Raw genomic sequence first — 20,485 nt, forward strand, 5'->3', positions numbered from 1 at the left:
ACCTCCGAGGGGATCAGCTGGTAGCACCAGCTAACGGGAGGATCCGGAGAAGATCTGCGACCTCACAGCCGAAAATTCACGACTTTTAGCGGCGTTTCACACCAATTCCCGTAGCTCTTCCGCCACCCGCTGCACCTCGACGATGTCGCCCACCTCTTCCAGCGTGCGCAAGGACTCGGTCAGATGGGCGATGGCCGCTCCCCGGTTGCTCAGCCTGGCCGAGATCAGCCCGAGCGCCCGCAGCGCGCAGCCGAGGTCCCGCCTGGTCCCGCACTCCAGGTGCACGTCCCTGGCCTGCCGCGCGTAGACCAGTGCCTCCTCGCCGCGGTCCAGGTCCAGCAGCACCATGGCCAGCGTCGTGAGCGCCGCCGCCCACCGGTCCCTGGTGCCGGTCTCGTCCTGCAGCTCGACCGTCTCCCTCGCCGGCGCGAGTGCCGCGGCCGGCCGACCCGCCGTGTGCAGCGCCTGCGCGATCGACAACAACGCGCTGGCCCGGTTGTCGCGCAGCTCCTCCCTGATCGCCAGCGACGCCTTCGCCGCCCGCAGGGCGGGCTTGTGCAGTCCAAGCGACAGGTACGTGTACGCCAGCGACTCCTGCACGTCCGCCTCGGCCCGCCGGTTGCCCATGCCCTGCACGATGTCGAGGGCCTCCAGCGCGTACACGAACGCCACCTGGAGCATCCCCTGCCGGCGTCGTACCCTGGCGAGCCTGTTGAGCATGCGGGCCTCGACGGGCTCGTCGTGGATCACCCGGCTGATCGTCAGCGCCTGGTTCAGGTACTCGTCGGCACGCAGGTAGTCCGACAGCCGCCAGTGCACCAGGCCGATGTCGCCGAGCGTCTCGGCCTTGCCCTGCTCGTGGTGGAGCTCGACCTGCACGGCCAGGGCCTGCTCGTAGTAGGCGAGGGCCTCGTCGTACCGGGAGCCGTTGCGCGCGATGCGCCCGAGCGCGCACAGGGCCCGGCCGCAGCCGTGCTGGTCGCCGGTGGCGGTGTAGCCGGCCAGCGCCCGCTCGGCGTCGCGCTGTGCGTCGTGCGGCAGCCGCAGCAGGTCGTAGATCTCGGCCAGGCAGAGCAGGGTCTCGGCCTCGGCGTGCTCGTCGCCCAGCTCATGGCAGATCGACAACGCCTCCAGGCCCTCCGACAGCGCCGCGTTGGGCTCGCCGAGGTTCTGCTGCACCCTGGCCAGGATGATCAGGCTCTGCGCGGTGCCCCTGCGGTCGCCGAGTTCCTCTCGTACGTCCAGGGCCTGGCCGGCGTAGTGCAGCGCCAGCTCGTACCGCTCCTGGGACAGGTGCAGGCGGGAGAGTGTGTGCAGGCAGCCGGCGACACCGGCCAGGTCGCCGATCTCCCGGTAGAGCTCGAGCGCCTCGCCCGCGCATTTGAGCGCGTCCTCGCTGTTACCCGCGATGCCGTGCACCTCGGCCAGGTCGTTGAGCGCGCGGGCGCGCCCCACGCTGTCGTCGAGCGAGGTGTAGTCGGCCAGCGCCTCGCCGATGAACCTGGCCGCCAGCGTCGACGGCCCGATGTCCCGATGGATGGAGCCGAGGTTGCCGCGCATGAGCGCGATCGCCCGCCGGTTGCCGACCTGCATGGCCGAGGCCAGTCCGGCTTGCTGGATCTCCAGATTGTTCTCGTAGAAGCGCAGCCGCCTGAACTGATCGAACACCGCCTCCGCCAGCCGCCAGGCCATCCCGTGCGCGCCGCTCTCCTCGGCCAGCCGTACCGCCGATACCAGCGAGCGCCGCTCGGCCTCGAACCACTCGCGCGGCGTCTCCGCGTCGGTCGCGACCGCCAGGTAGTGGTCGAGCAGCCGCGCCCTGGCCTCGCGCACGCCGGCCTCGGCGTGCCTGCCCAGCTCCCTGGCCAGGCGCTTGACCAGGTCGTGCACCCGGTAACGCGGCCCGGGCAGCGGCTCGACCAGGTACGCCCGGTGCAGCCCCTCCACCGCGACCACGGCCTCGCTCACCGGTACGCCCAGCGCCGCGGCCAGCACCTGAGGTGTGAAGTCCCGCCCGGGCAGCAGCCCCACGTGCCGGAACGCCCGCCGCTGCCCCGGGCTCAGTGACTCGTACGCAAGGTCCAGCGCCGACCTGAACGCCTCCTCGGGGTCGCCCACCAGCAGCCGGTCGGGCCGGCGCAGCTCCTGAACCCGTGACCGCACGCTGAGCCCGGGGTTCTCGGCCAGCTTGGCCGCCGAGATCCGCAACGCGAACGGATGGTACGAGCACACCCGGGCCAGCTCGGCCAGCGCGTCCCGGTCGGCGGCCCGCGGCGAGCCCTCCCCGAGCACCGCCACCAGCAGCGCGACCGCGTTGCCCGGATCGAGCACCGGCACGTCCATGAGGTCGGCGTGGCCGGTGGCCCGCAGCGGGGCCATCCGCGTCCGGCTGGTCACCAGCACCACGCAGTCCTTGCTGCCCGGCAGCAGTGGCCGCACCTGGCCGGGGTCGGCGGCGTTGTCGAGGATGAGCAGCAACCGGCGCCCGGCGATCCTGCTGCGGTAGAGGAGCATCAGCTCGGCCTCGTCGGAGGCGGGCTCGCCGACGCCCAGTGAGCGCAGGATCTGGCCGAGCGCCTCGACGGTGTTCATCGGGGGCTGGCTCGGCGACTGCCCCCGCAGGTCGATCACGATCTGGCCATCGGGGAACCGGTCGGCGTGCAAGTGGCCCCAGTGCGTCACCAGCGCGGTCTTGCCCACGCCCGGTAAGCCCTGCACGACCATGGTGTTCGTCCTGCGGGGCCGGTCCAGCCAGGCGGTGAGCAGGTCGAGGCTCTGCTGCCGCCCGGTGAAGTCCGGCACGTCGGCAGGCAACTGACGGGGTTTGGGCAGCTCGCCGACCGGTAGCGGGTCCGCCGGAGCGCCGGGGCGGGTGAGGAACGGCGTCACCCGGCCCGTCCAGGGCGCCGACAGCTGCTCCCAGTCGCCCGCGGCGGCACGCAGCGCGGGCGGGTCCTCGATACGCAGCCGCCGGTAGCCGGGGCGTACCAGCCAGCCGCGCTGGACCCACTGCTGGAGCTGGCGCTGCACCACGTCGGGAGAGCTGCCCACCAGGTCGGCCAGGGTCTCCATGGACAGCGGCGGCGCGGACTCGGCAGCCAGCCCGTACCGTTCGTCGAGGTGCAGCAGCCACACGGCCAGGCGGGCGGCGACCGGAGCACGGGCTAGCGCTTCGTGTCTGCGGGCGGCCACGTTCCTGGCGAACAGCTCCTGCACCAGGGCCGTGGCCACGGCCGGGCTGGCCGAGGCATGCTCGCGCAGCCGCCGCATGTCGATGGGCCAGGCTCGCAGCTCGGTCAGCGCGTCCACCCTGACCCGCTCGCTCGGGCTCCAGAAGGCCAGCTCGCCGATGAGGTCGCCGTCGCCGCGCAGGTCGTGGATGGCCTCACGCTCACCGGCCGGGGTGTATTCGCGGGCGTAGCCGTAGTCGATGACATAAACCCGGCTAGCCGGCCGCAATGGGGAGCAAATGGTCTCGTTACGCCGGAAAACACGCGGGCGGGCGCCCTCGTCCACCAGTGACCTGAACGAACCCACCCCGACACCATCCTCTGCGGACGGCGGTGTCCTCGACATGACAGATGCAAAACGAGCCGAACACCCAATGTGTCACATCGGCTCGAACCCTGCCAGATCAGAGATCAGCGGTGGCGGTGTCGGCGCGGTCGGGGACGAAGCGGTAGCCGACGTTGCGGACGGTTCCGATCAGGGACTCGTATTCGGTGCCGAGCTTGGCGCGCAGGCGCCGCACGTGCACGTCGACCGTCCTGGTGCCGCCGAAGTAGTCGTAGCCCCAGACCTCCTGCAGCAGCTGGGCGCGGGTGAAGACCCTGCCCGGGTGCTGCGCGAGGTATTTCAGCAGCTCGAACTCCTTGAACGTCAGGTCGAGCACCCGGCCGCGCAGCCTGGCGGTGTAGGTGGCCTCGTCGATCGCCAGGTCGCCGCTGCGGATCTCGTCGGGCACGTCCTCCGCGGCGGCCTGCGAGATGCGGCCGGTGGCCATCCGCAGCCGCGCCTCGACCTCGGCCGGCCCCGCGCTGTCGAGCAGCACGTCGTCGGCGCCCCACTCGGCGGTCATCGCGGCCAGCCCACCCTCGGTCACGATCACCAGCAGCGGGCAGTCGATGCCGGTCGTGCGGATCAGCCGGCACAGGCTCTTGGCCTGGACCAGCTCCTTACGCGCGTCCACGAGGACGGCGTCGGCCGGGGGTGTGTCGATCAGCGCGGATGCCTCCGCTGGAACGACCCGGACCGAGTGGAGCAGCAACCCCAGCGCCGGGAGCACCTCGGCAGATGGCTCGAGGGCGTTGGTCAGCAGGAGCAGGTTGCTCATTACGGCCTCCTCAAACGCGCAAGGACCCGGGGGCTACGTCGCCCAGGTCCTGTAGGTGAGGATATCCCACGAGTTAGTGGAGTCCATTGCGCGTCCACCAGGTGAACAGCGCGTCTCCTGAAACAACGTCGTTAAGGGTGACGCACAATGGACCAGGGAAGATGGTGAGGATCGCATGGCCACAGGAAAAGTACGGTATTGGGCGGCGGCCAAGGAAGCGGCGGGCGTGGCGGAGGAAGCGTTCGAAGCGGTCACGCTTGGTGAACTAATGACGAAAATCACACAAAATCGTGCTGACCTGGCACGCGTTATGCGGCGCTGCTCGTTCCTCGTGGATGGTTCCCCGGTCGGAAAACGACCCCATGACGAGGTCGTTCTGGGTGACGGGGCGACCGTGGAGGTGCTGCCCCCGTTCGCCGGCGGGTGATCGGACGTCTTCCCGGGGAATGAGTCGATAGGCTCGTGCCCCCCGTCCAGTCAGGGAGCCCCATGCGCAAGCTGATCGTTTTCCTGATCGTGCTGGTCATTCTCCTTGTCGCCGTCGACAGGGTCGCCGCGGCCGGAGTCGAACGCGACCTGGCGAACCGGATCGCCGCCGCCGCCGATCTGTCCGGCACGCCGACCGTGACCATTGAGGGCATTCCATTTCTCACTCAGGCGGTCGCCGGACGCTATCCAGAGGTACGGTTCAATCTCGGCACGTTTTCGTACGGCGGCGTGCCGGTCAACAACCTGCGGGGCGCGGCTTACGACGTCACAGCACCGCTGGCCGACGTCCTCCAGAACAGAGCCACCGCCCGGGCGGGCCGCGTGACCATCAGTGGGACCCTCACCAGGGCCACGATCGACAAGTACGCGCCCCGCGGCGTCAAGATCGGCGGCAATGGCCAGCGGCTCACGGCATCGGGCGAGGTGACGGTGGGAGTGAGGAAAGTGCAGTTCAACGCGGAGATGCGGGTCGAGGTGGCCGACGGGGGCATCAGGCTCCAAGCCGAGAAGATCCAGGGTGTGCCCAGCCAGCTCGCGCAGTTCGTTTCCTACACGATCCCGTTCAAGGGGGACCTGCCCTTCGACGTGAAGGTGACCGGGGTCAAGAGCGTGGCCGAGGGATTGGAGTTCTCGGCCGAAGCGTCTGACGTGCCGATTCGTGGATGAGATTGAACCGGGGCGTCCGGGCGTACGTGATGAGGGTGTGATTGCCGCGGGCACCGCCGACGAGGAACTCGTGAGGACCCTCTTCGACGAGCACGCGGGGCCACTCTACGGATACGTACTGCGACTGACCGGTGACGCGGGACGGGCAGAGGATGTCGTGCAGGAGACGCTGTTGCGGGCCTGGCGGCACCCCGACGCGCTCTCCGACCGGCCGATCCGCGCGTGGCTGTTCACGGTGGCCCGTAACCTCGTCGTCGACCAGCACCGCGCCAAGAAGGCCAGGCCGCAGGAGACCGGCGACGAGGCGTTGGCGGTCCTGCCGGCCGAGGACGAGCTGGAACGCGCGGTCGAGTCGTGGGCGGTGGCCGAGGCTCTGGCCGCGCTGCGGCCGGAGCACCGCGAGGTGCTGTTGGAGGTCTACTACCGGGGGCGATCGGTGAAGGAGGCGTCGGCGACGCTGGGCATTCCGCCGGGAACGGTCAAGTCACGCACCTACTACGCGCTGCGCGCGCTCAAGCTCGCGCTCGAGGAGCGGGGGCTGGCGCCGTGATGACGTGTGAGGAGGTACGCCTGGCCCTGGGCGCGCACGCTCTGGGCGCGCTCGAGCCTGATGAGGCGCTGGAGATCGACACCCACCTGGCGACCTGCGAGGCGTGCGGCGCCGAGCTGCTGGAGCTGGACGGCGTGGCCGCGTTCCTGGGAAAGGTGTCGGAACGCGACGTCCAGCTGGTGGCCAGCCCCCCGCGCCAGGTGCTTGACCGGCTGCTCAACGCCCGCGCCAAGCGCAGCAGGCGCGGCCGCCTGCTGCTGGTGGCGGCGGCCTCCGTCGCGCTGCTGGGGCTCGGTGGCACGGTCTGGACGGTCATCCAGGAGAGCGAGATCCAGCGGCAGGAGTCGTCGTCGGCAGCGGCTCCCGCGGTCACCCCGTCGCCGATGCGGCCGCCCGCGGAGAAGACCGAACCTTTCGCGGCCTCGGATAGTGACCAGTCGGCCCGCGCCGAGGATGCGAGCCCTCGGGCGTCGGCGAGCAGAGCGCCCGAGACTCCCAAGCCCCAGAAGGCGGTCGCCGGACGGCAGTTCACCGGCGAGAACGAGGCCAAGGAGTACTCCACCACCGTGATGGCCTGGCCGGCCGACGGCGGCACGGAGCTCGGCGTGCGCATCTCCGGTGTGCCCGTCGGCACGACTTGCCGCCTCGTGGTGATCGGCGTGGACGGGCAGCGCGACGTCACGGACGCCTGGGTCATCAGGCAGGAGACCTACGAGGTCAGCAACGCATTCAAGAACACGACCACGCTGTCCATGCGCGCCATCGCCCGGATCGACGTCGTCGACCAGAAGGGAAAGGTGCTCGTCAGGGCCCGGCCGGGGAAGTAACGGCGGCGTTGTGCGGTTGCACCAAGCGTGACGGGTTTGTGGGTGGCGCTGGTGACGCTGGCGCTCGGTACGGTGATCGGGGTGGTGTTCCTGCGCCGCAACGGACGAGTGCGTGACACGGGCTCCGCGCAGGATCGGCTGTCCGCGGCCGACCTCGGGGCCGGGCTGGGGGAGCGGGCGACACTGGTGCAGTTCTCCACCGCGTTCTGCCAGCCCTGCCGGGCGACCAGGCGGATCCTCGCCGACGTCAGCGAGCTCGTGCCCGGGGTGAGCCACGTGGAGATCGACGCCGAGTCCCGGCTGGATCTGGTGCGCCGGCTGGACGTCATGCGCACGCCGACGGTCCTGGTGCTCGACGCCGCCGGGAATATCGTGAAAAGGGCCTCTGGGCAGCCACGCAAGGCCGACGTGCTGGCGGCGCTCGCGGCGGCCGTTCCCGCCTCGTGACGGCAACGTTTGTCTCACGAGTTGTCTCATCAATCGGACGAGATGTGACAGATGACGAGACGCCGAGTAGTGTCATCCGCATGAACCCAACGACAGAGCTGCTCACGAAGCGGCGCGCGGTTGATTTCTGCCGCGTGACCACCTCGCTCTGTCGCGCTGCCTGAGGACGATCTCGCGCGGACATCCGATCCGCCCCAAATCGACCCCTGCAGGAGCATCCCACGATGCGTGCCGATCCTAGAGCGCTGCGCTTCGGTGCGGCCATCACAACCGTGGTCCTCGTCTTCGTCCTGGTGACCCAGAGCGCCTGGCTGCTCGCCGCTCAGGCGGTGGTCTTCGCGCTCGGAGTCGCGGGGCGCTCGCCGTACACGATGCTCTTCAAGGCGCTCGTCAAGAGCGCTCCGAAGGAGACCGAGGACGCCCGCCCGCCGCGGTTCGCGCAGGGGGTGGGGCTGGTCTTCGCGGTCGCGGGCCTGGCCGGATATGTCGCCGGGATCATGCCGCTGGCCCTCGTGGCCACGGCCGCGGCTCTCCTCGCCGCATTCCTCAACGCAGCCTTCGGATTCTGCCTTGGCTGCGAGATGTACCTGCTCATTCGCCGACTACTGCCCGCCGCCAACATGGAGGTACCCAAATGAGCCGCTCCGCCGCCCTGGTGGACGCTGAATGGGTCGAGGCCAACCTCGACACCCCCGGCGTCGTTCTCGTCGAAGTAGACGAGGACGTCAGCGCCTACGACAAGGGCCACATCCGTGGTGCCGTGAAGGTCGACTGGCGGCAGGACCTGCAGGACCCGGTCCGCCGCGACTTCGTGGACAAGACCGGTTTCGAGGCCCTGCTGTCCGACCGCGGCATCTCCAACGATGACACCGTCGTGCTCTACGGCGGTAACAACAACTGGTTCGCCGCTTATGCGTACTGGTACTTCAAGCTCTACGGCCACGACAACGTGAAGTTGCTCGACGGCGGCCGCAAGAAGTGGGAGCTCGACTCGCGCGAGTTGGTCAGGGACGTGCCGCAGCGGCCCAAGACGCAGTACGTCGCCCGGGAGCAGGACGCGGCGATCCGCGCCTTCCGCGACGACGTGGTCGCCGCCATCGGCAAGCTCAACCTGGTCGACGTGCGCTCGCCCGACGAGTTCACCGGCAAGTTGCTCGCTCCCGCTCACCTGCCGCAGGAGCAGGCGCAGCGCGGGGGCCACGTGCCCACCGCCCGCAACATCCCGTGGTCCAAGGCGGCCAACGACGACGGGACGTTCAAGTCCGACGACGACCTGCGCACCCTCTACCAGGAGGCCGGGGTCGACTTCGGCAAGGACACCATCGCCTACTGCCGCATCGGGGAGCGCTCGGCGCACACCTGGTTCGTGCTGCACGAGCTGCTCGAGCAGGACAACGTGAAGAACTACGACGGTTCGTGGACCGAGTACGGCTCGCTCGTGGGCGTGCCGATCGAGCTGGGGGAGGCCCGCTAATGACTGCACAGGGTTGCGGAGCGCCGGAGCAGACCATTGCGCTGCCGGCCGGGATCGATCTGTCCAACCAGGCCGTGATCCAGGGCGTGGTGACCGGCGCGAGCACCGCCTACGCGCGGCTGCTCGACCAATCGGGCGAGTTCACCGGCGAGGTTGTGGTGTCCGAGGAGGGCATCTTCCGCTTCTTCGCCGCTCCCGGCGACTGGACCGTCCGCATCATCGCGGGCGGCGGCGTCACCAGGGACATCCAGGTGGAGGCCAAGCTGGGCGAGGTCGCCCAGCTCGCCGTCGCCGTCTGAGCGCCACCGGCGTCGTGAGGGCCCGCGTCTTTCGGACGCGGGCCTTTTCGCGTGCAACCGATCCGGCTCTGGCGGTGTTGTCTTCCACGTGAGTGCGATCGATCCGGTGTGCAAGGCGCTCCTCGACGACCTCGACGAGGGGTTCGCCGAGATGTACGGCGCTTACCGCAACCTCGTCTTCTCGACCGCGTTGCGGCTGAGCGGGCGGTGGGCCTGCGCAGAGGACCTCACCGCGGAGGCGTTTCTGCGGGCGTACCGTGCGCTGGCCGGCTACGACCGCGACCGCATCGCCGCGCTCCAGCCGCGGGCGTGGCTGATGACGGTCCTGGTGAACCTCTGGCGTAACTGGTCTCGTACCAAGGCCCGCAAGCCGCCGCCCGACCTGCGCGACGAGCCGGTGGACACCGTCGACCCCGGACAGGACGTCGAGGCGGCCGCAGTGCGCCGCGAGACCGGTGACGAGCTGGCCGAGCTGCTGAGGCAGTTGCCTGAGGAGCAGCGGGCCGCGGTGGTGCTCAGGCACATCGTCGACCTGCCGGTCAGTGAGATCGCCACCGTGCTCAGGATCCCGCAGGGCACGGTCAAGTCGCACGTGTCGCGGGGGTTGCGGCGGCTGCGCGCAATGGGAGGTGCCCAATGACCGAGGACCGCACGCCCACCGGTGGGGGGCACTCGACGGACCGCATGCCCACCGGTGGGAGCCGCTCGTTGACCGAGGACCGCTTGCTCGCCGGGCTGGCGGCGCTGGCCGCCGACGCGCCGGACAGGTTGCTCGACAGGATCGCCGCCCGCTGGGTGAGCGTGCCCGGTCCCCTGGGGGAGCTGAGCGTCGCGTTCACCGATCAGGGTGTCGCCTACGTGCACGCGGGCCCCGGCTTCGCGCAGGCGCACAGAGCGCGCTTCGGCCGCCCGCTGCTGCCCGCCGGAGCTCGCGCCCGGCCACCCGCGGGGCTCCTCCCCGCGCTGCGCTCCGGACGCGCCTCCGGGGTCCGGCTGGATCTGCGTGGGATGAGCGACTTCCAGCGCGACGTGCTGGAGGCGGCGCGCACAATCCCGCGGGGCGAGGTCCGCCCGTACGCGTGGATCGCCGCGCACGTCGGCCGGCCCAGGGCCGTGCGTGCGGTGGGCACGGCGCTGGCGAACAACCCGGTGCCGCTGCTGGTCCCGTGCCACCGGGTCACCAGGTCGGATGGCGCGGCAGGCGACTACGTGTTCGGCCCGGCCGCCAAGGAACGGCTGCTGCTGGCCGAAGGCGTCGACCTGGAGCGGTTGCGGCGCTTGGCCGAGGAGCGCGTGTTCTACCTGGCCAGCGACAGCACCGGCGTCGTCTGCTTCCCCACGTGCCACAACGCCAGGCGCATCACGCCCGCCCACCGGCACGGCTTCCGCACCCTCGCCCAGGCCAGCGCGGCCGGTTACCGCCCGTGCCGCACCTGCCGGCCCGCTCAGGGCTTGGCGGTCTCTCAGGGATCGGCGGTCTCTCAGGGATCAGCGGGGTCTCAGGGTGGCTTGGCGGGGTAACGCATCAAGAGCGTGGCGCGAACGATGTCCGGGCCGTGCGCCCGGTAGCCGTGCGGCACGTCGGAGCGCCACGAGATGTGATCCCCCGGCCCAGCCGTCAGCGGCTCCTTGATCGGACCCGCGCTCAGCGTGCCGCTGAAAACCGTGACGTGCTCGGTCACGCCCTCGTGGTGCGCGGGTGAGGTCTGCGTGAGACCGGGCGGGACGCGTACGCGGTAGAGCTCGTACGTGACCCGGTCGTCCTCGAACACCTCGAGCAACTCGGCCTCCATCGCCGTTCCCCGCATGATCTGCGGCTCGGGCGGCGGGTCGAGAATGGCCCCGATCGGCACGCCGAGCTGCGCCGTGATCGCCCAGAGCGTCTCCAGGGTAGGGCTGAGTGTGCCCGTCTCGACCCCGGACAGGGTGGCCTTGCCGATGCCGGCCCGCTTGGCGAGCTCGGACAGCGAGACACCGCGCTCCTGCCGCAACCGCCGTAACCGGTCTCCCACCACGCGAGGGTCGGCGTCGAACGCGGGCAGCGGCTCCATACCCGTCATGGTGCAACAGACGGCTGGCCGCGTCGCGGGCATTCTTCGCCCGATAATTCTTTTGTCACTCCTCAGGGACGTGGGGGTCCATGGCGCTTTCTCGGGTTGCGGCTGCGACGCAAGAGACAGACCGATACGATTCCACAGATGTCCGGTTCGACAGGAGTGATGGCGCCGCCCCAACCTGGGCCTACACCGGCTCAGCGGATGCCTTCGCCATACTCGCTGCCCCTGCACGCGCTACGCCTCGCGGGGAAAGCCGCGCTGCCGCTGATCCTGTGGTTCTCCGCGGGCGAGCTGTCTCGCTGGGCGATCCTCTATGCGGCCACGGAGATCTCGCACGGGAGCCTCAGACAGGTTCGCTTGGTCGCGACCCTGGTGTTGGTGACCCTGGTGATCCTCATCTCCATGACCGTCATCACGGGCATGTTCCTTTCGCTGCGCCGGGTGCTCTGGGAGACCCAGGCGCGCAGGGCGGACGGACAGGAGGACGAGCCGTTCTGGGTGTCGCTCAACCGGATCGGGCCTGCCTTCGCGCTCGTCTACCTGGCCTGGGAGCTCTACATCAAGGACGCTTCCGACTTCCAATCGATGGACCTGTTCCACAACCTGGATGACAACTTCTACAGGCCGATCCTCAACAACCTGGCCAACGGGACCGATGAAGAGGTCACGTACGGGATGGGGTTCGCCGGTCTGGACTGGCGGGTCTCGCTCGGTGCCATGGTCGTGACCTTCGGCATGCGCATGCTCTTCGCCCACCTCGTTGAGAAGAACAAGGGCAAGTTCTCCGGCATCGCCGCCGCGTTCTCGGAGTTCGCCTTCGTGTTCTGCGGCCTGAACGCCGTCTTCACCTTCACCTTGGCACGCGAGGACTGGGCCTCCCATCGGCAGGTCGTGGGCGGCGCGACCGAGGCATGGGAGCACGCCAAGGAGAACGTGCCCGGCTGGGAAGCCTTCTGGAAATGGGTGGGCGAGGTCTGGCCGCACGTCATCGACGCGCTGGCCGTGCCGCTCACCTGGCTGGCGATCGCGGTGCTGGTCTTCGGCGGCACCGTCGACGACACCCGCAGGGCGCTGCGCGGCACCCGGCTGGAGCGGGGCGTGGACCGGCTGGAGGGCAGCCACGACCTCACCCAGCGGGCCACGGACCGGTTCATCGGCGGGTTCCGGGACCGCTGGGTGCCCGTGGTCAACGCCTTCAGGATCACCGTCAAGGGCGGCGTCACGCTGTTCGGGTTCATGTGCCTGCTGTACGTCGGGCTGCACGTGGGCGCCGACTACCTGGAGCGGGTGGTCAAGACGCTCATCGGCTCCGATGTACCGTACATGTGGACGGTGGTCAGCGGGCCCGTCGAGTTCGTCAAGGACCTGCTGGTGACCGTCCTGGCCTACTCCGTGCTGGCCGCGACGTTCGACATCGCGGCCACCCGGGCGCGGCTGCAGGGCGAGGACATCACCGCTTGAACACCAGCACGTCCTTGTGCTTGGCCTTCTCTTCTTCCTCCGGCTTGATCTCCATGATTTTCTCCACTGGAGTGTCGGAGCGGTAGGTGGTGTTCGGCCTCAAGTGCAGTTCGACCTCGCCGGCCACCGTTTTGGGCACGACGGCCCCTGCTGTGTACGAGTACGGCTTGCCGACCACGCCGTCCTCGCCCACCGGCATGTTGTCCTCCATGACCTCCACCTGCCACGTGCGCTCCTGCTTGTCCCGCAGGAATAGCTCCGGCTTGGCGGTGAGCACCTTGCCGGTGTCGTCGAGGGCCTTCCTGGTGATGGTGATCTTGAGCCACTGCTTGTCGGGTGTGGTGCCGCTCGGCGCGGGCACCATGGGCTCGATCGACGTCTTCCATGACACGTGCTCGAACGCCTTCTCCTGCCCCTCGGGGACCTCGTGCACGATGTCGTCGGGCTGGCCGCTCTTGAAGAAGAGATACCGGTCGCCGGTCGGTATGCCCACGGCCAGCACGAACGCCACGAGCGCGCTCACGCCGAGGAGCAGGGTGCGCGGCTTGCGAGGCGGCGAGGGCTCCTGCGTGGCCGGAGCAGGGGTCTCCGGCGGCTGCGGCGGCGTGAAGGCGGGAGACGGCTGACGCGGTGCCTCGGCTCCGCTAGGGGCGGTTGACGGGAGCGGCGTCCCGCCGGGGACGGTGGATGGATGTGCCGCCCCGCCGGGGACGACGGGCAAAGGCTGCGTGGCGCCGCCGATGGGCTCCGACTGCGATGCGGGGGGCCACACCTGGTGGTCGGGGAAGGCACCTGCGCCGCGGCGCGGTGGCATCATCGGGCCGGGCGGCGGTGGCTGCCGGTGCTGGCCGTGGCGCTGCTGGGGGTGGGCGGGCCGCCCATGCTGCGGGGGCCCGTACTGTGGCGGCTGGCCGTACTGCGGGGGCTGGCCGTGCTGGGGGGATTGCCCGTACTGGGGCGGCTGCCCCTGCTGCGGGGCTTGGCTGTGCTGGGAGGGCTGGCCGTACTGCGGGGGCTGGCCGTGCTGGGGGGATTGCCCGTACTGGGGCGGCTGCCCCTGCTGCGGGGCTTGGCTGTGCTGGGAGGGCTGGCCGTACTGCGGGGGTTGCCCAGGCTGCGGGGCTTGGCCGTGCTGCGGCCCCATTTGAGAAGGCTGGCCGTAGGGCGGTTGCTGCCCAGGCTGCGTCGGCCAGCCGTACCCCGGCTGCGGCTGCTGGGTGTGCTGGCCAGGGTGGGGCGGCTGCCCGGGGTGGGTCGGCCGGTCGGACGGGCGTGGCTGGTCGGGCTGCGGTGGCTGGTCGGGCTGGGGCGATTGGTCGGGCTGGCCGGGAGGTGGGGCGAACCAGTCGCGGCTCGGGTCGTTCCTGGTCATGGCCTTATTTCTTCTTCTCGTCCAGGTCGAAGACGGCTGCGGGCGCGGTGGTGAGCTGTTTGGCGGTGGCGTCGTCGATGCCGAGGTCGATCTGCGCCTCCGGAGGCAGCGGCTCGCTGTAGATGCCGGAGATCGGGAGCTTGAACACGGCCTGCGCGCCCGGCAGAGCCGAGGCCGGCACCTCGAACACGAACCGGCCCGTGATCCACCACCCCGGCTGAATCCAGGGGTTGGCCAGCGTCTTGGCCTTGGCGATCTTGTCGCTCGCGGCGTAGACCTTGCCGTCGGCCGCGAGCAGGCTCGGCATGCCCAGGTGCATGGGTTCGGCGGGCACCGTGGCCGCGGCCTCCACCACCAGGAACACCTGCTCGGTCGGGACGTTCTTGTTCTCGACCTTGACCGCCTTGGCCGAGGAGACCTTCTGTACGCGCACGGAGAAGCGCCCCGCGTCCACGTCCTGGCCCTTAGCGCCGGTGTAGGTGAGCGGCATGTCCATGTCGTCCGCCGACAGCGCGAGCGACTGGACTGCCACCGCCCCAGCGGCCAGGACCAGGCCCGCGAGTACGTGCACGACTCGGGAGCCAGAGCCGCTGCGCCGGGCGGCCTGCCTGCGGTTGCGGCTGCGGCGCGGGGCCACGGCGTGCTGCTGGGTGGCCGTCATCACGCCCCCTGCGGTTCGACGGACAGGGTGATCTTGGCGACCACTTTTTCCTTTAACGCTTTGGTGAGCGGCTCCGGCTCGGTGACCAGGAACCAGTTGCCGAGGCCAGTGAGCGGATTCTCCACGAGTTCCATGGCGCCCACGTCGTAGCTCACCTGCTTCGGCGGCTGCGTGGCGGCGTCCAGTTCGTAGCGGGCGACCACCGTGGACTGCACGCCTGGGTGCAGCTGCCTGGAGGTGACGCCCTTGGACAGGACGAACATGTCGGGGCCGAACTTGGTCTTGATCTGCGGTGTCATCTTCAGCAGCGTGCTGCCGAAGTTGAAGCCCTTGCCCTTGTCGTCGGGCGGCCTGCCCACGCTGACGGTCTGGTCGGTCTTGTTCGTCACTTTGAACACCACGTCGAGGTAGCGCTTGTCCTCGGCGAATTGGCTCTCCGCCTTTTCCACGATGAACTTCGACTCCACGACCTGGGTGTCGAACTGGCCCTGATCGAGCATCTCCCCTAGCTTGAGCGCTTTTGGCGGAGGCTCGGGTCGTTCGTTCAGACCGCCCAGGATCGCGGTGATGCCGACGGCCGTGAGTGCCACCAGGCCCATTACGGGCACCACTACCGGGCGTCGTGGCTTGTCAGTGCTGGCGCCGGAGGGTTCCGTCATGAGCAAAGATGGTAGTAGGTATCGCTTGTCCCATCTGCCGCAATGCTCCCATCGGACTGGTCGAAATTGCGGAGAACTCTGCCGCTTCAGGGCTTGAAGCTCATACGCTGTCACGGAGCGGAAAGGGCTGGCCCCTACACCTAACGACATATCGCGGCCGGAGGGTCACGTGACCGACGTGCATCCCGATCATGCCCAGCTGCAGGCGGACCGCATCTACCTGGGCTGGCAGTACATTCTGCTGCACGCCGACCCGGGACCACCACCCAAACGCCCCTCACCCGCCGAGGATCCCGCCACCGCCGAGCCCGACCCCGCCGAGATCGAGCTGATGCGCCGCGAGCGGCTCCAGGAGGACATCCTCAATCGGCCGGTACGCCTCTTCCGGCTGTTCATGCTGGTGCTGAGCGTGCTCATCCTGGCCGTGGCCGTCGCCGGCTACCTCGCCTGGCCGTTCGCGCTCGTCGCGCTGGCCGCGGCCGGCGGGGTGGCGGGCATCTGCAGTTACGCGCTGTTGCAGGGCGATCGGGCGGTGAAGTACCGGGTGCTCGAGCAGCAGGCCAGGGATCAGCGCCAGCGCCAGGAACGTGACAAAGAGCTGTTCCGCGCCCAGGAGGAGCACGCCAAGCGTTACCGCGAGTGGCAGGAGTCCAAGGAGCGCTACGACAGGCAGCTCACGTGGTACGCGGTGGCCGTACCTCACGAGATCGACCGCATCGACGTGGCTGGCGGCACGCTGCCCGGCTGGTCGGCGCTGGTCACCCTGCTCGGGGCCACGCGGCTCTACAGCGGCGGGCACCTGACCGTGCTGGACCTGTCTGAGGGGGCGATCGCGAAGGACCTGATCGAGCTGGCCCGCAAGGGCGGCGACGATCCGCTGGTCTGGGTGCTGCCGGTTGACTTACCCCGGTTAGACCTGGGCGCCACGCTGAAGCCTGAGGCGTTCGCGGACGTGCTGGCGCACGTGGTGAGCGTGAGCGAGGAACACCGCACGACCCGCGACCTCAGCTTCGACAACGCCATCCTGGAGCGGGTGCTGGAGGTCCTCGGGGACAACGCCACGATCAGCCAGGTCACGGCCGCGCTGCGGGCGCTGGCGCAGGTGGGCGACCCGCGTGACGACCTGCGGTTCGGCCTGATCACCGCGACCCAGCTCGAGCGCATCGGGACGTTGTTCGGGCGCGGGGTGAGCGACCGGGTGGTGATCGAGCGGGCGTGGGCGCTGGAGTCCCAGCTGCGCAAGCTCGAGACGCTCGGCACCGAGGCCGTACGCCTGCCGCCCGCCCGGCTCCGGGTGGTGAGCATGGACCGGCAGGCCGGCGTGTTCGGCAACCGCGTGCTCGGCACCTATGTGGCCACCGCGCTCACCCACATCCTGCGCCAGTCGCCGGCCTCCGACCGGCCCTGGTACCACACGATCATCGTGGCGGGCGCGGACAAGCTCAGGGGCGACGTGCTCGACCGGCTGATGGATGCCTGCGAGACCTCCCGTACCGGACTTGTCCTGACTTATCGGTCGCTCACCCCCACCGTTCGGGAGCGCCTGGGCCGTGGGCACGCGGCGGTGGCGTTCATGCGGCTGGGCAACGCCGAGGACGCGCGGGTCGCCAGCGAGCACGTCGGGACCGAGCACCGGCTGGAGCTGGCCCAGCTGACCGAGACGATCAGCGACTCGCTGCCGGGCCTTGACGGCGGCTACACCTCGACGATCTCGCAGGTGGACGATGCCAGGGAGGAGCGGGAGGAGGGCAGCGCCGACCTCGCCGGGGACATCACCGAGTCCACCGAGTGGGGCAGGAGCGCCGACAAGATCGCGGAGAAGGAGCGGGTGCTGCAGCGGTCGCGTGAGTTCCTCGTCGAGCCGCATCAGCTCCAGCAGCTGCCCACGACCTCGGTGATCGTCACGGACGCCACGGCCCAGGGCAGGCGCGTCCGCCTCGCCGACGCCAACCCCGCCATCCTCACCTTCCCCAAGACCACACTGGGCGAATTGGAGGACGTGCGCGAGGCCGTGCTGGCGCTCGATCCCCAGGCACAGGACGGCGACGGGGAGCCGCCGCCGAACCTGGGGCCACCACCGCCACGCCTGGACTGGCGAAAGGGAAGGCAATGAGATGGTCAATGTCAAGGTGACGAGCTGACGGTTGGCGGAGTTTGACAAAGAAACCGTCTGTGGGGGATTGAAGAATGCAGCCGAGCGTCTCGCTGACCGGGCCCTGGTATCGGATCCAGTCCATCGCCGCGCCCTCGCGAAGTTCGTCGGCCGAATGGGATTTCGTCACCGTGCTGCCCGCCGTTTTGTCGGCGGCGCAGCGCGACCGGCCGTTCGTCATCGGGTGGCTGTCGCGGGGTTCTGGGGCGCCGCTCGAGCTCATCACCAACGCGGGGCCGCTGTCGCCACCGCGCCAGCCGCGCCGGGCCACCGACACGCCAGGCAACCCGAGCGGGCCGCAGCCGTTGCTGTTCCCCGGCGGCGCCCGGGGCGTGCAGCTGTCGGACGAATACCTGGCCGACCTGGCGGACCTGGTCTGGACGCCGTGCCCTGGGCGCCAGGCGCCGCCGCTGGGCAGCAGGGAGAAGGCGGATCCTGACGAGCTGACGCGGCCGACGCTCTTCGAGGCGACGCTGGTCACGCTCATGTCCCGGCCGTTCGCGTGGCTGGTGGTGGCCGAGCCGACGGACCTGCTCGACGCCGAGGTGGCGCACCTGCGTACCCAGCTCAACGTGCTCAGGCAGTACGGCGACGCCTCTGAGCGCTCCAGGTTCGACGCCGAGCGGGCCGAGCGGCGCATGCAGGAGCTGGACGCGTTCAGGGAGGCGGGGCTCTGGAACGTGCGCGTGCTGGCCGGCGGGGCCACCGCCGACGAGCTGCGGCAGATCGCGCCCGTGCTGGTCGGGTCTGTCGAGATGAGCCATCACCCGTACCGGCTGCGTAGCTCGCATCGCGCGGTCTACGCGCTGTCGGAGGCCCTCGCGCTCACCATGCAGGACCCGGCCGACGGCGCCGCCGCCCCGTTCGCCGCCACCGCGGGAGCGCTCGCCGCGCTGGCCGGGCTGCCCAGGCGGGAGGTGCCCGGCGTACGCGTGCTCGACTCGGGCTTCTTCGACGTGACCTCCGAGGCCGACGGCGGCGAGCTCGAGCTGGGGGAGATCCTGGACGGGCAGGACCGGGGCGTCGGGACGTTCCGGGTGCCGCTGGCCACGCTCAACAGGCACGCGTTCATCACCGGGGCGACCGGCTCGGGCAAGTCGCAGACGGTCAGGCACCTGCTGGAGCAGCTCAGCAGGGCACGCATCCCGTGGCTGGCCATCGAGCCGGCCAAGTCCGAGTACGCCGCCATGGCCGGCCGCGTGGAAGAACCGGTCACCGTGATCAACCCGTCCGCGCCGGACGGCGTGCCGTTCAGCATCAACCCGCTCGAACCCGAGCCCGGCTACCCGGTCCAGGCCCACATCGACATGGTCAGGGCGCTGTTCATGGCCGCCTTCGACGCCGAGGAGCCGTTTCCGCAGATCATGTCGCTGGCACTGCAGCGGGTCTACGAGGCCACCGGCTGGGACGTCGTCACCGGCGGCGCGATCCCCGGCTCCGACGTCCCGCCCAGCGTCCCCACCCTCGAGCAACTCCAGCAGCACGCCATGGACGTGATCAAGGAGATCGGGTACGGCCGCGAGGTCCAGGCCGACGTCGAAGGCTTCATCTCGCTGCGGCTGCGGTCGTTGCGGGTCGGCTCGGCCGGGCGCTTCTTCGAGGGTGGCCACCCCGCCGACATCGGCGGCCTGCTCGAACGCGACGTCGTGCTGGCCATCGAGGACGTGGCCAACGACGAGGACAAGGCGTTCCTCATGGGCACGCTGATCATCAGGATCGTCGAGCACCTGCGCATGCGGGCACGCAAGGAGAAGTCCCACGAGCTGCGCCACGTCATCGTGATCGAGGAGGCCCACCGGCTGCTGCGCGACCGCGGCCACGGGCGGGCCTCCACGCACGCCGTGGAGCTGCTGGCCGGGCTGCTCGCGGAGATCAGGGCGTACGGCGAGGGCATCGTCGTGGCCGAGCAGATCCCCACCAAGCTCGTCTCCGACGTGGTCAAGAACACCGCGCTCAAGGTCGTGCACCGGCTGCCCGCCGAGGACGACAGGAAGCTCGTCGGCGCCGCCATGAACCTGAGCGAGGAGCAGTCCCGGCACGTGGTCTCGCTCCAGCCCGGCTCGGCCGCGGTCTTCGCCGACGGGATGGACCGGCCGCTGCGGGTCCGCGTACCGCTCGGCGAATCCAGGGAGAAGGTCCTCCCCGGCCCGCCGCCGCCCATCCGGGGCCGCAGGTCGGCGGCGTGCGGCGCGCAGTGCCGCACCGGGCAGGCGTGCACGCTCGTGGAGCTGCGTGAGGCGGACGTGCTCGCCGACGCCCCTGACTGGGCGTGGCTACGCATCTGGTGCGACACCGTCGTCCTCGCCTACGTCAGCAACCGGCCGCTCCCCGGCGTGCCGCGCGCCCTGTCCGCCGCCTGGTCCGACCTGCCGGCGCGGCGACGCGAATGCCTGCTGGCGACCTTGATCGAGCGTGCGGTGCAGCGCCGCGCCTGGTCGCTGCGTAGCTGGTTCGACCCCGCGCTGCTCACCGAGAAGGCCGCGGAGGCGGCCACGCGCCTGCTCGCAGGCCTGGACGGCGGGGGCGAGCGGCCTGGGGCGTCGTGGGTCATTCCTCAGGTGCGGTGGCTGCACGAGGTGGACAGGCTCTTCCCGCACGGCCGGCCCGCCCCGAACCTGCGCGACCCCGCCCCGCCCATGGAGTACGCGCTCTTCCGCTCACCCAACGGCAATGGCGCCGCCTCGGTGGATCGGGTGCACACGGAGCTGCTCGGCCACCGGGCCAAGGCGCTGCGGCACCACCCGCTGTCGATGGAGGTGGATCGCAACCGGGTGCTGGCGTGGCGGGCCATCTTGGGGGATGACGAGAACGAGAGCGTGCAGCGGGACATCACGACCGTCGCGATCGGCATCGAGTCGTCGGCCCGGATCCGGCACGTGGGGCAGACCATGGGCGCCGGGTGGCTGGAGGGCGTGTTGTCCTGGCCGCGGCGCTTCGTCCTGCCCTTCGACCACGGCGGCGCCCCGGAGATCTCCTTCATGGATCCCTCACCGACACCGTCGTGACACCCGCCACCCTTGCGACGCACGGGCCACCAG

20 protein-coding genes are annotated in these 20,485 nt (G+C 70.0%); 14 read left to right on the top strand and 6 right to left on the bottom strand.

Going from position 1 to position 20,485, the window contains the following annotated elements; all coding sequences use genetic code 11:
* Positions 1–96: 96 nt before the first annotated feature.
* A complete protein-coding gene (locus ACTWPT_RS51150; RefSeq protein WP_443184837.1) occupies positions 97–3,537 on the bottom strand; it encodes a tetratricopeptide repeat protein in 3,441 nt (1,146 codons plus the stop codon).
* Positions 3,538–3,634: 97 nt separating this feature from the next.
* Positions 3,635–4,333, bottom strand: coding sequence for a response regulator transcription factor (locus tag ACTWPT_RS51155; protein ID WP_443184838.1), 699 nt, complete (start codon positions 4,331–4,333; stop codon positions 3,635–3,637).
* 175 nt (positions 4,334–4,508) lie between these two features.
* On the opposite strand from ACTWPT_RS51155, the gene ACTWPT_RS51160 reads away from it, so the two are divergent.
* From ACTWPT_RS51160 to ACTWPT_RS51205, 10 genes are all read left to right on the top strand, one after another.
* Entirely contained in the window at positions 4,509–4,760 is a 252-nt protein-coding gene (locus tag ACTWPT_RS51160; protein WP_443184839.1) for a MoaD/ThiS family protein, read from the top strand.
* A 62-nt stretch (positions 4,761–4,822) separates the two neighbouring features.
* The gene (locus ACTWPT_RS51165; protein WP_443184840.1) at positions 4,823–5,488 is read left to right on the top strand and encodes an LmeA family phospholipid-binding protein; all 666 of its coding nucleotides are present in this window, start codon (positions 4,823–4,825) and stop codon (positions 5,486–5,488) included.
* Positions 5,481–6,038, top strand: coding sequence for a sigma-70 family RNA polymerase sigma factor (locus ACTWPT_RS51170; protein WP_443184841.1), 558 nt, complete (start codon positions 5,481–5,483; stop codon positions 6,036–6,038). The genes ACTWPT_RS51165 and ACTWPT_RS51170 overlap by 8 nt, the downstream gene beginning before the upstream one ends.
* The gene (locus ACTWPT_RS51175; protein ID WP_443184877.1) at positions 6,038–6,865 is read left to right on the top strand and encodes a zf-HC2 domain-containing protein; all 828 of its coding nucleotides are present in this window, start codon (positions 6,038–6,040) and stop codon (positions 6,863–6,865) included. Before ACTWPT_RS51170 ends, ACTWPT_RS51175 begins: the two co-directional genes overlap by 1 nt.
* Before the next feature lie 27 nt (positions 6,866–6,892).
* On the top strand, positions 6,893–7,312 hold the full coding sequence (locus tag ACTWPT_RS51180) for a thioredoxin family protein (protein ID WP_443184842.1): 420 nt from the start codon (positions 6,893–6,895) through the stop codon (positions 7,310–7,312).
* Positions 7,313–7,536: 224 nt separating this feature from the next.
* On the top strand, positions 7,537–7,950 hold the full coding sequence (locus tag ACTWPT_RS51185; protein WP_443184843.1) for a DUF4395 domain-containing protein: 414 nt from the start codon (positions 7,537–7,539) through the stop codon (positions 7,948–7,950).
* Positions 7,947–8,786 carry a sulfurtransferase gene (locus ACTWPT_RS51190; RefSeq protein ID WP_443184844.1) on the top strand — a complete coding sequence of 280 codons (840 nt, stop codon included), beginning with the start codon at positions 7,947–7,949 and terminating at the stop codon, positions 8,784–8,786. Before ACTWPT_RS51185 ends, ACTWPT_RS51190 begins: the two co-directional genes overlap by 4 nt.
* Positions 8,786–9,085 (top strand): DUF1416 domain-containing protein, encoded by a 300-nt coding sequence (locus ACTWPT_RS51195; RefSeq protein WP_443184845.1) that lies wholly within the window; start codon positions 8,786–8,788, stop codon positions 9,083–9,085. The genes ACTWPT_RS51190 and ACTWPT_RS51195 overlap by 1 nt, the downstream gene beginning before the upstream one ends.
* 88 nt (positions 9,086–9,173) lie before the next feature.
* A complete protein-coding gene (locus ACTWPT_RS51200; protein WP_443184846.1) occupies positions 9,174–9,725 on the top strand; it encodes an RNA polymerase sigma factor in 552 nt (183 codons plus the stop codon).
* Positions 9,722–10,606, top strand: a complete 885-nt coding sequence (locus ACTWPT_RS51205) for a methylated-DNA--[protein]-cysteine S-methyltransferase (RefSeq protein ID WP_443184847.1) — start codon at positions 9,722–9,724, stop codon at positions 10,604–10,606. The genes ACTWPT_RS51200 and ACTWPT_RS51205 overlap by 4 nt, the downstream gene beginning before the upstream one ends.
* Here the strand turns inward: ACTWPT_RS51205 and ACTWPT_RS51210 are convergent.
* On the bottom strand, positions 10,585–11,136 hold the full coding sequence (locus ACTWPT_RS51210) for a helix-turn-helix domain-containing protein (RefSeq protein WP_443184848.1): 552 nt from the start codon (positions 11,134–11,136) through the stop codon (positions 10,585–10,587). The two genes, ACTWPT_RS51205 and ACTWPT_RS51210, sit on opposite strands and share 22 nt — an antisense overlap.
* A gap of 207 nt (positions 11,137–11,343) precedes the next feature.
* Here ACTWPT_RS51210 and ACTWPT_RS51215 point away from each other — a divergent pair, with 207 nt between their 5' ends.
* On the top strand, positions 11,344–12,603 hold the full coding sequence (locus ACTWPT_RS51215) for a hypothetical protein (RefSeq protein ID WP_443184849.1): 1,260 nt from the start codon (positions 11,344–11,346) through the stop codon (positions 12,601–12,603).
* Here ACTWPT_RS51215 and ACTWPT_RS51220 read toward each other — a convergent pair.
* A complete protein-coding gene (locus ACTWPT_RS51220; protein WP_443184850.1) occupies positions 12,593–13,126 on the bottom strand; it encodes a hypothetical protein in 534 nt (177 codons plus the stop codon). The genes ACTWPT_RS51215 and ACTWPT_RS51220 overlap by 11 nt on opposite strands.
* Positions 13,127–13,378: 252 nt before the next feature.
* On the opposite strand from ACTWPT_RS51220, the gene ACTWPT_RS51225 reads away from it, so the two are divergent.
* Positions 13,379–14,029, top strand: coding sequence for a hypothetical protein (locus tag ACTWPT_RS51225; protein ID WP_443184851.1), 651 nt, complete (start codon positions 13,379–13,381; stop codon positions 14,027–14,029).
* Here ACTWPT_RS51225 and ACTWPT_RS51230 read toward each other — a convergent pair.
* Entirely contained in the window at positions 13,980–14,636 is a 657-nt protein-coding gene (locus ACTWPT_RS51230) for a hypothetical protein (RefSeq protein WP_443184852.1), read from the bottom strand. The genes ACTWPT_RS51225 and ACTWPT_RS51230 overlap by 50 nt on opposite strands.
* Positions 14,636–15,295, bottom strand: coding sequence for a hypothetical protein (locus ACTWPT_RS51235; RefSeq protein ID WP_443184853.1), 660 nt, complete (start codon positions 15,293–15,295; stop codon positions 14,636–14,638). The genes ACTWPT_RS51230 and ACTWPT_RS51235 overlap by 1 nt, the downstream gene beginning before the upstream one ends.
* Positions 15,296–15,464: 169 nt before the next feature.
* Between ACTWPT_RS51235 and ACTWPT_RS51240 the strand changes: the two genes are divergently transcribed.
* Both ACTWPT_RS51240 and ACTWPT_RS51245 read left to right on the top strand, forming a co-directional pair.
* On the top strand, positions 15,465–17,408 hold the full coding sequence (locus ACTWPT_RS51240) for a hypothetical protein (protein WP_443184854.1): 1,944 nt from the start codon (positions 15,465–15,467) through the stop codon (positions 17,406–17,408).
* Between the two features lie 74 nt (positions 17,409–17,482).
* The gene (locus tag ACTWPT_RS51245) at positions 17,483–20,452 is read left to right on the top strand and encodes an ATP-binding protein (RefSeq protein ID WP_443184855.1); all 2,970 of its coding nucleotides are present in this window, start codon (positions 17,483–17,485) and stop codon (positions 20,450–20,452) included.
* The last annotated feature ends 33 nt before the right edge of the window (positions 20,453–20,485 follow it).

The organism is Nonomuraea sp. 3N208 (assembly GCF_052245935.1).
Lineage (GTDB): Bacteria > Actinomycetota > Actinomycetes > Streptosporangiales > Streptosporangiaceae > Nonomuraea.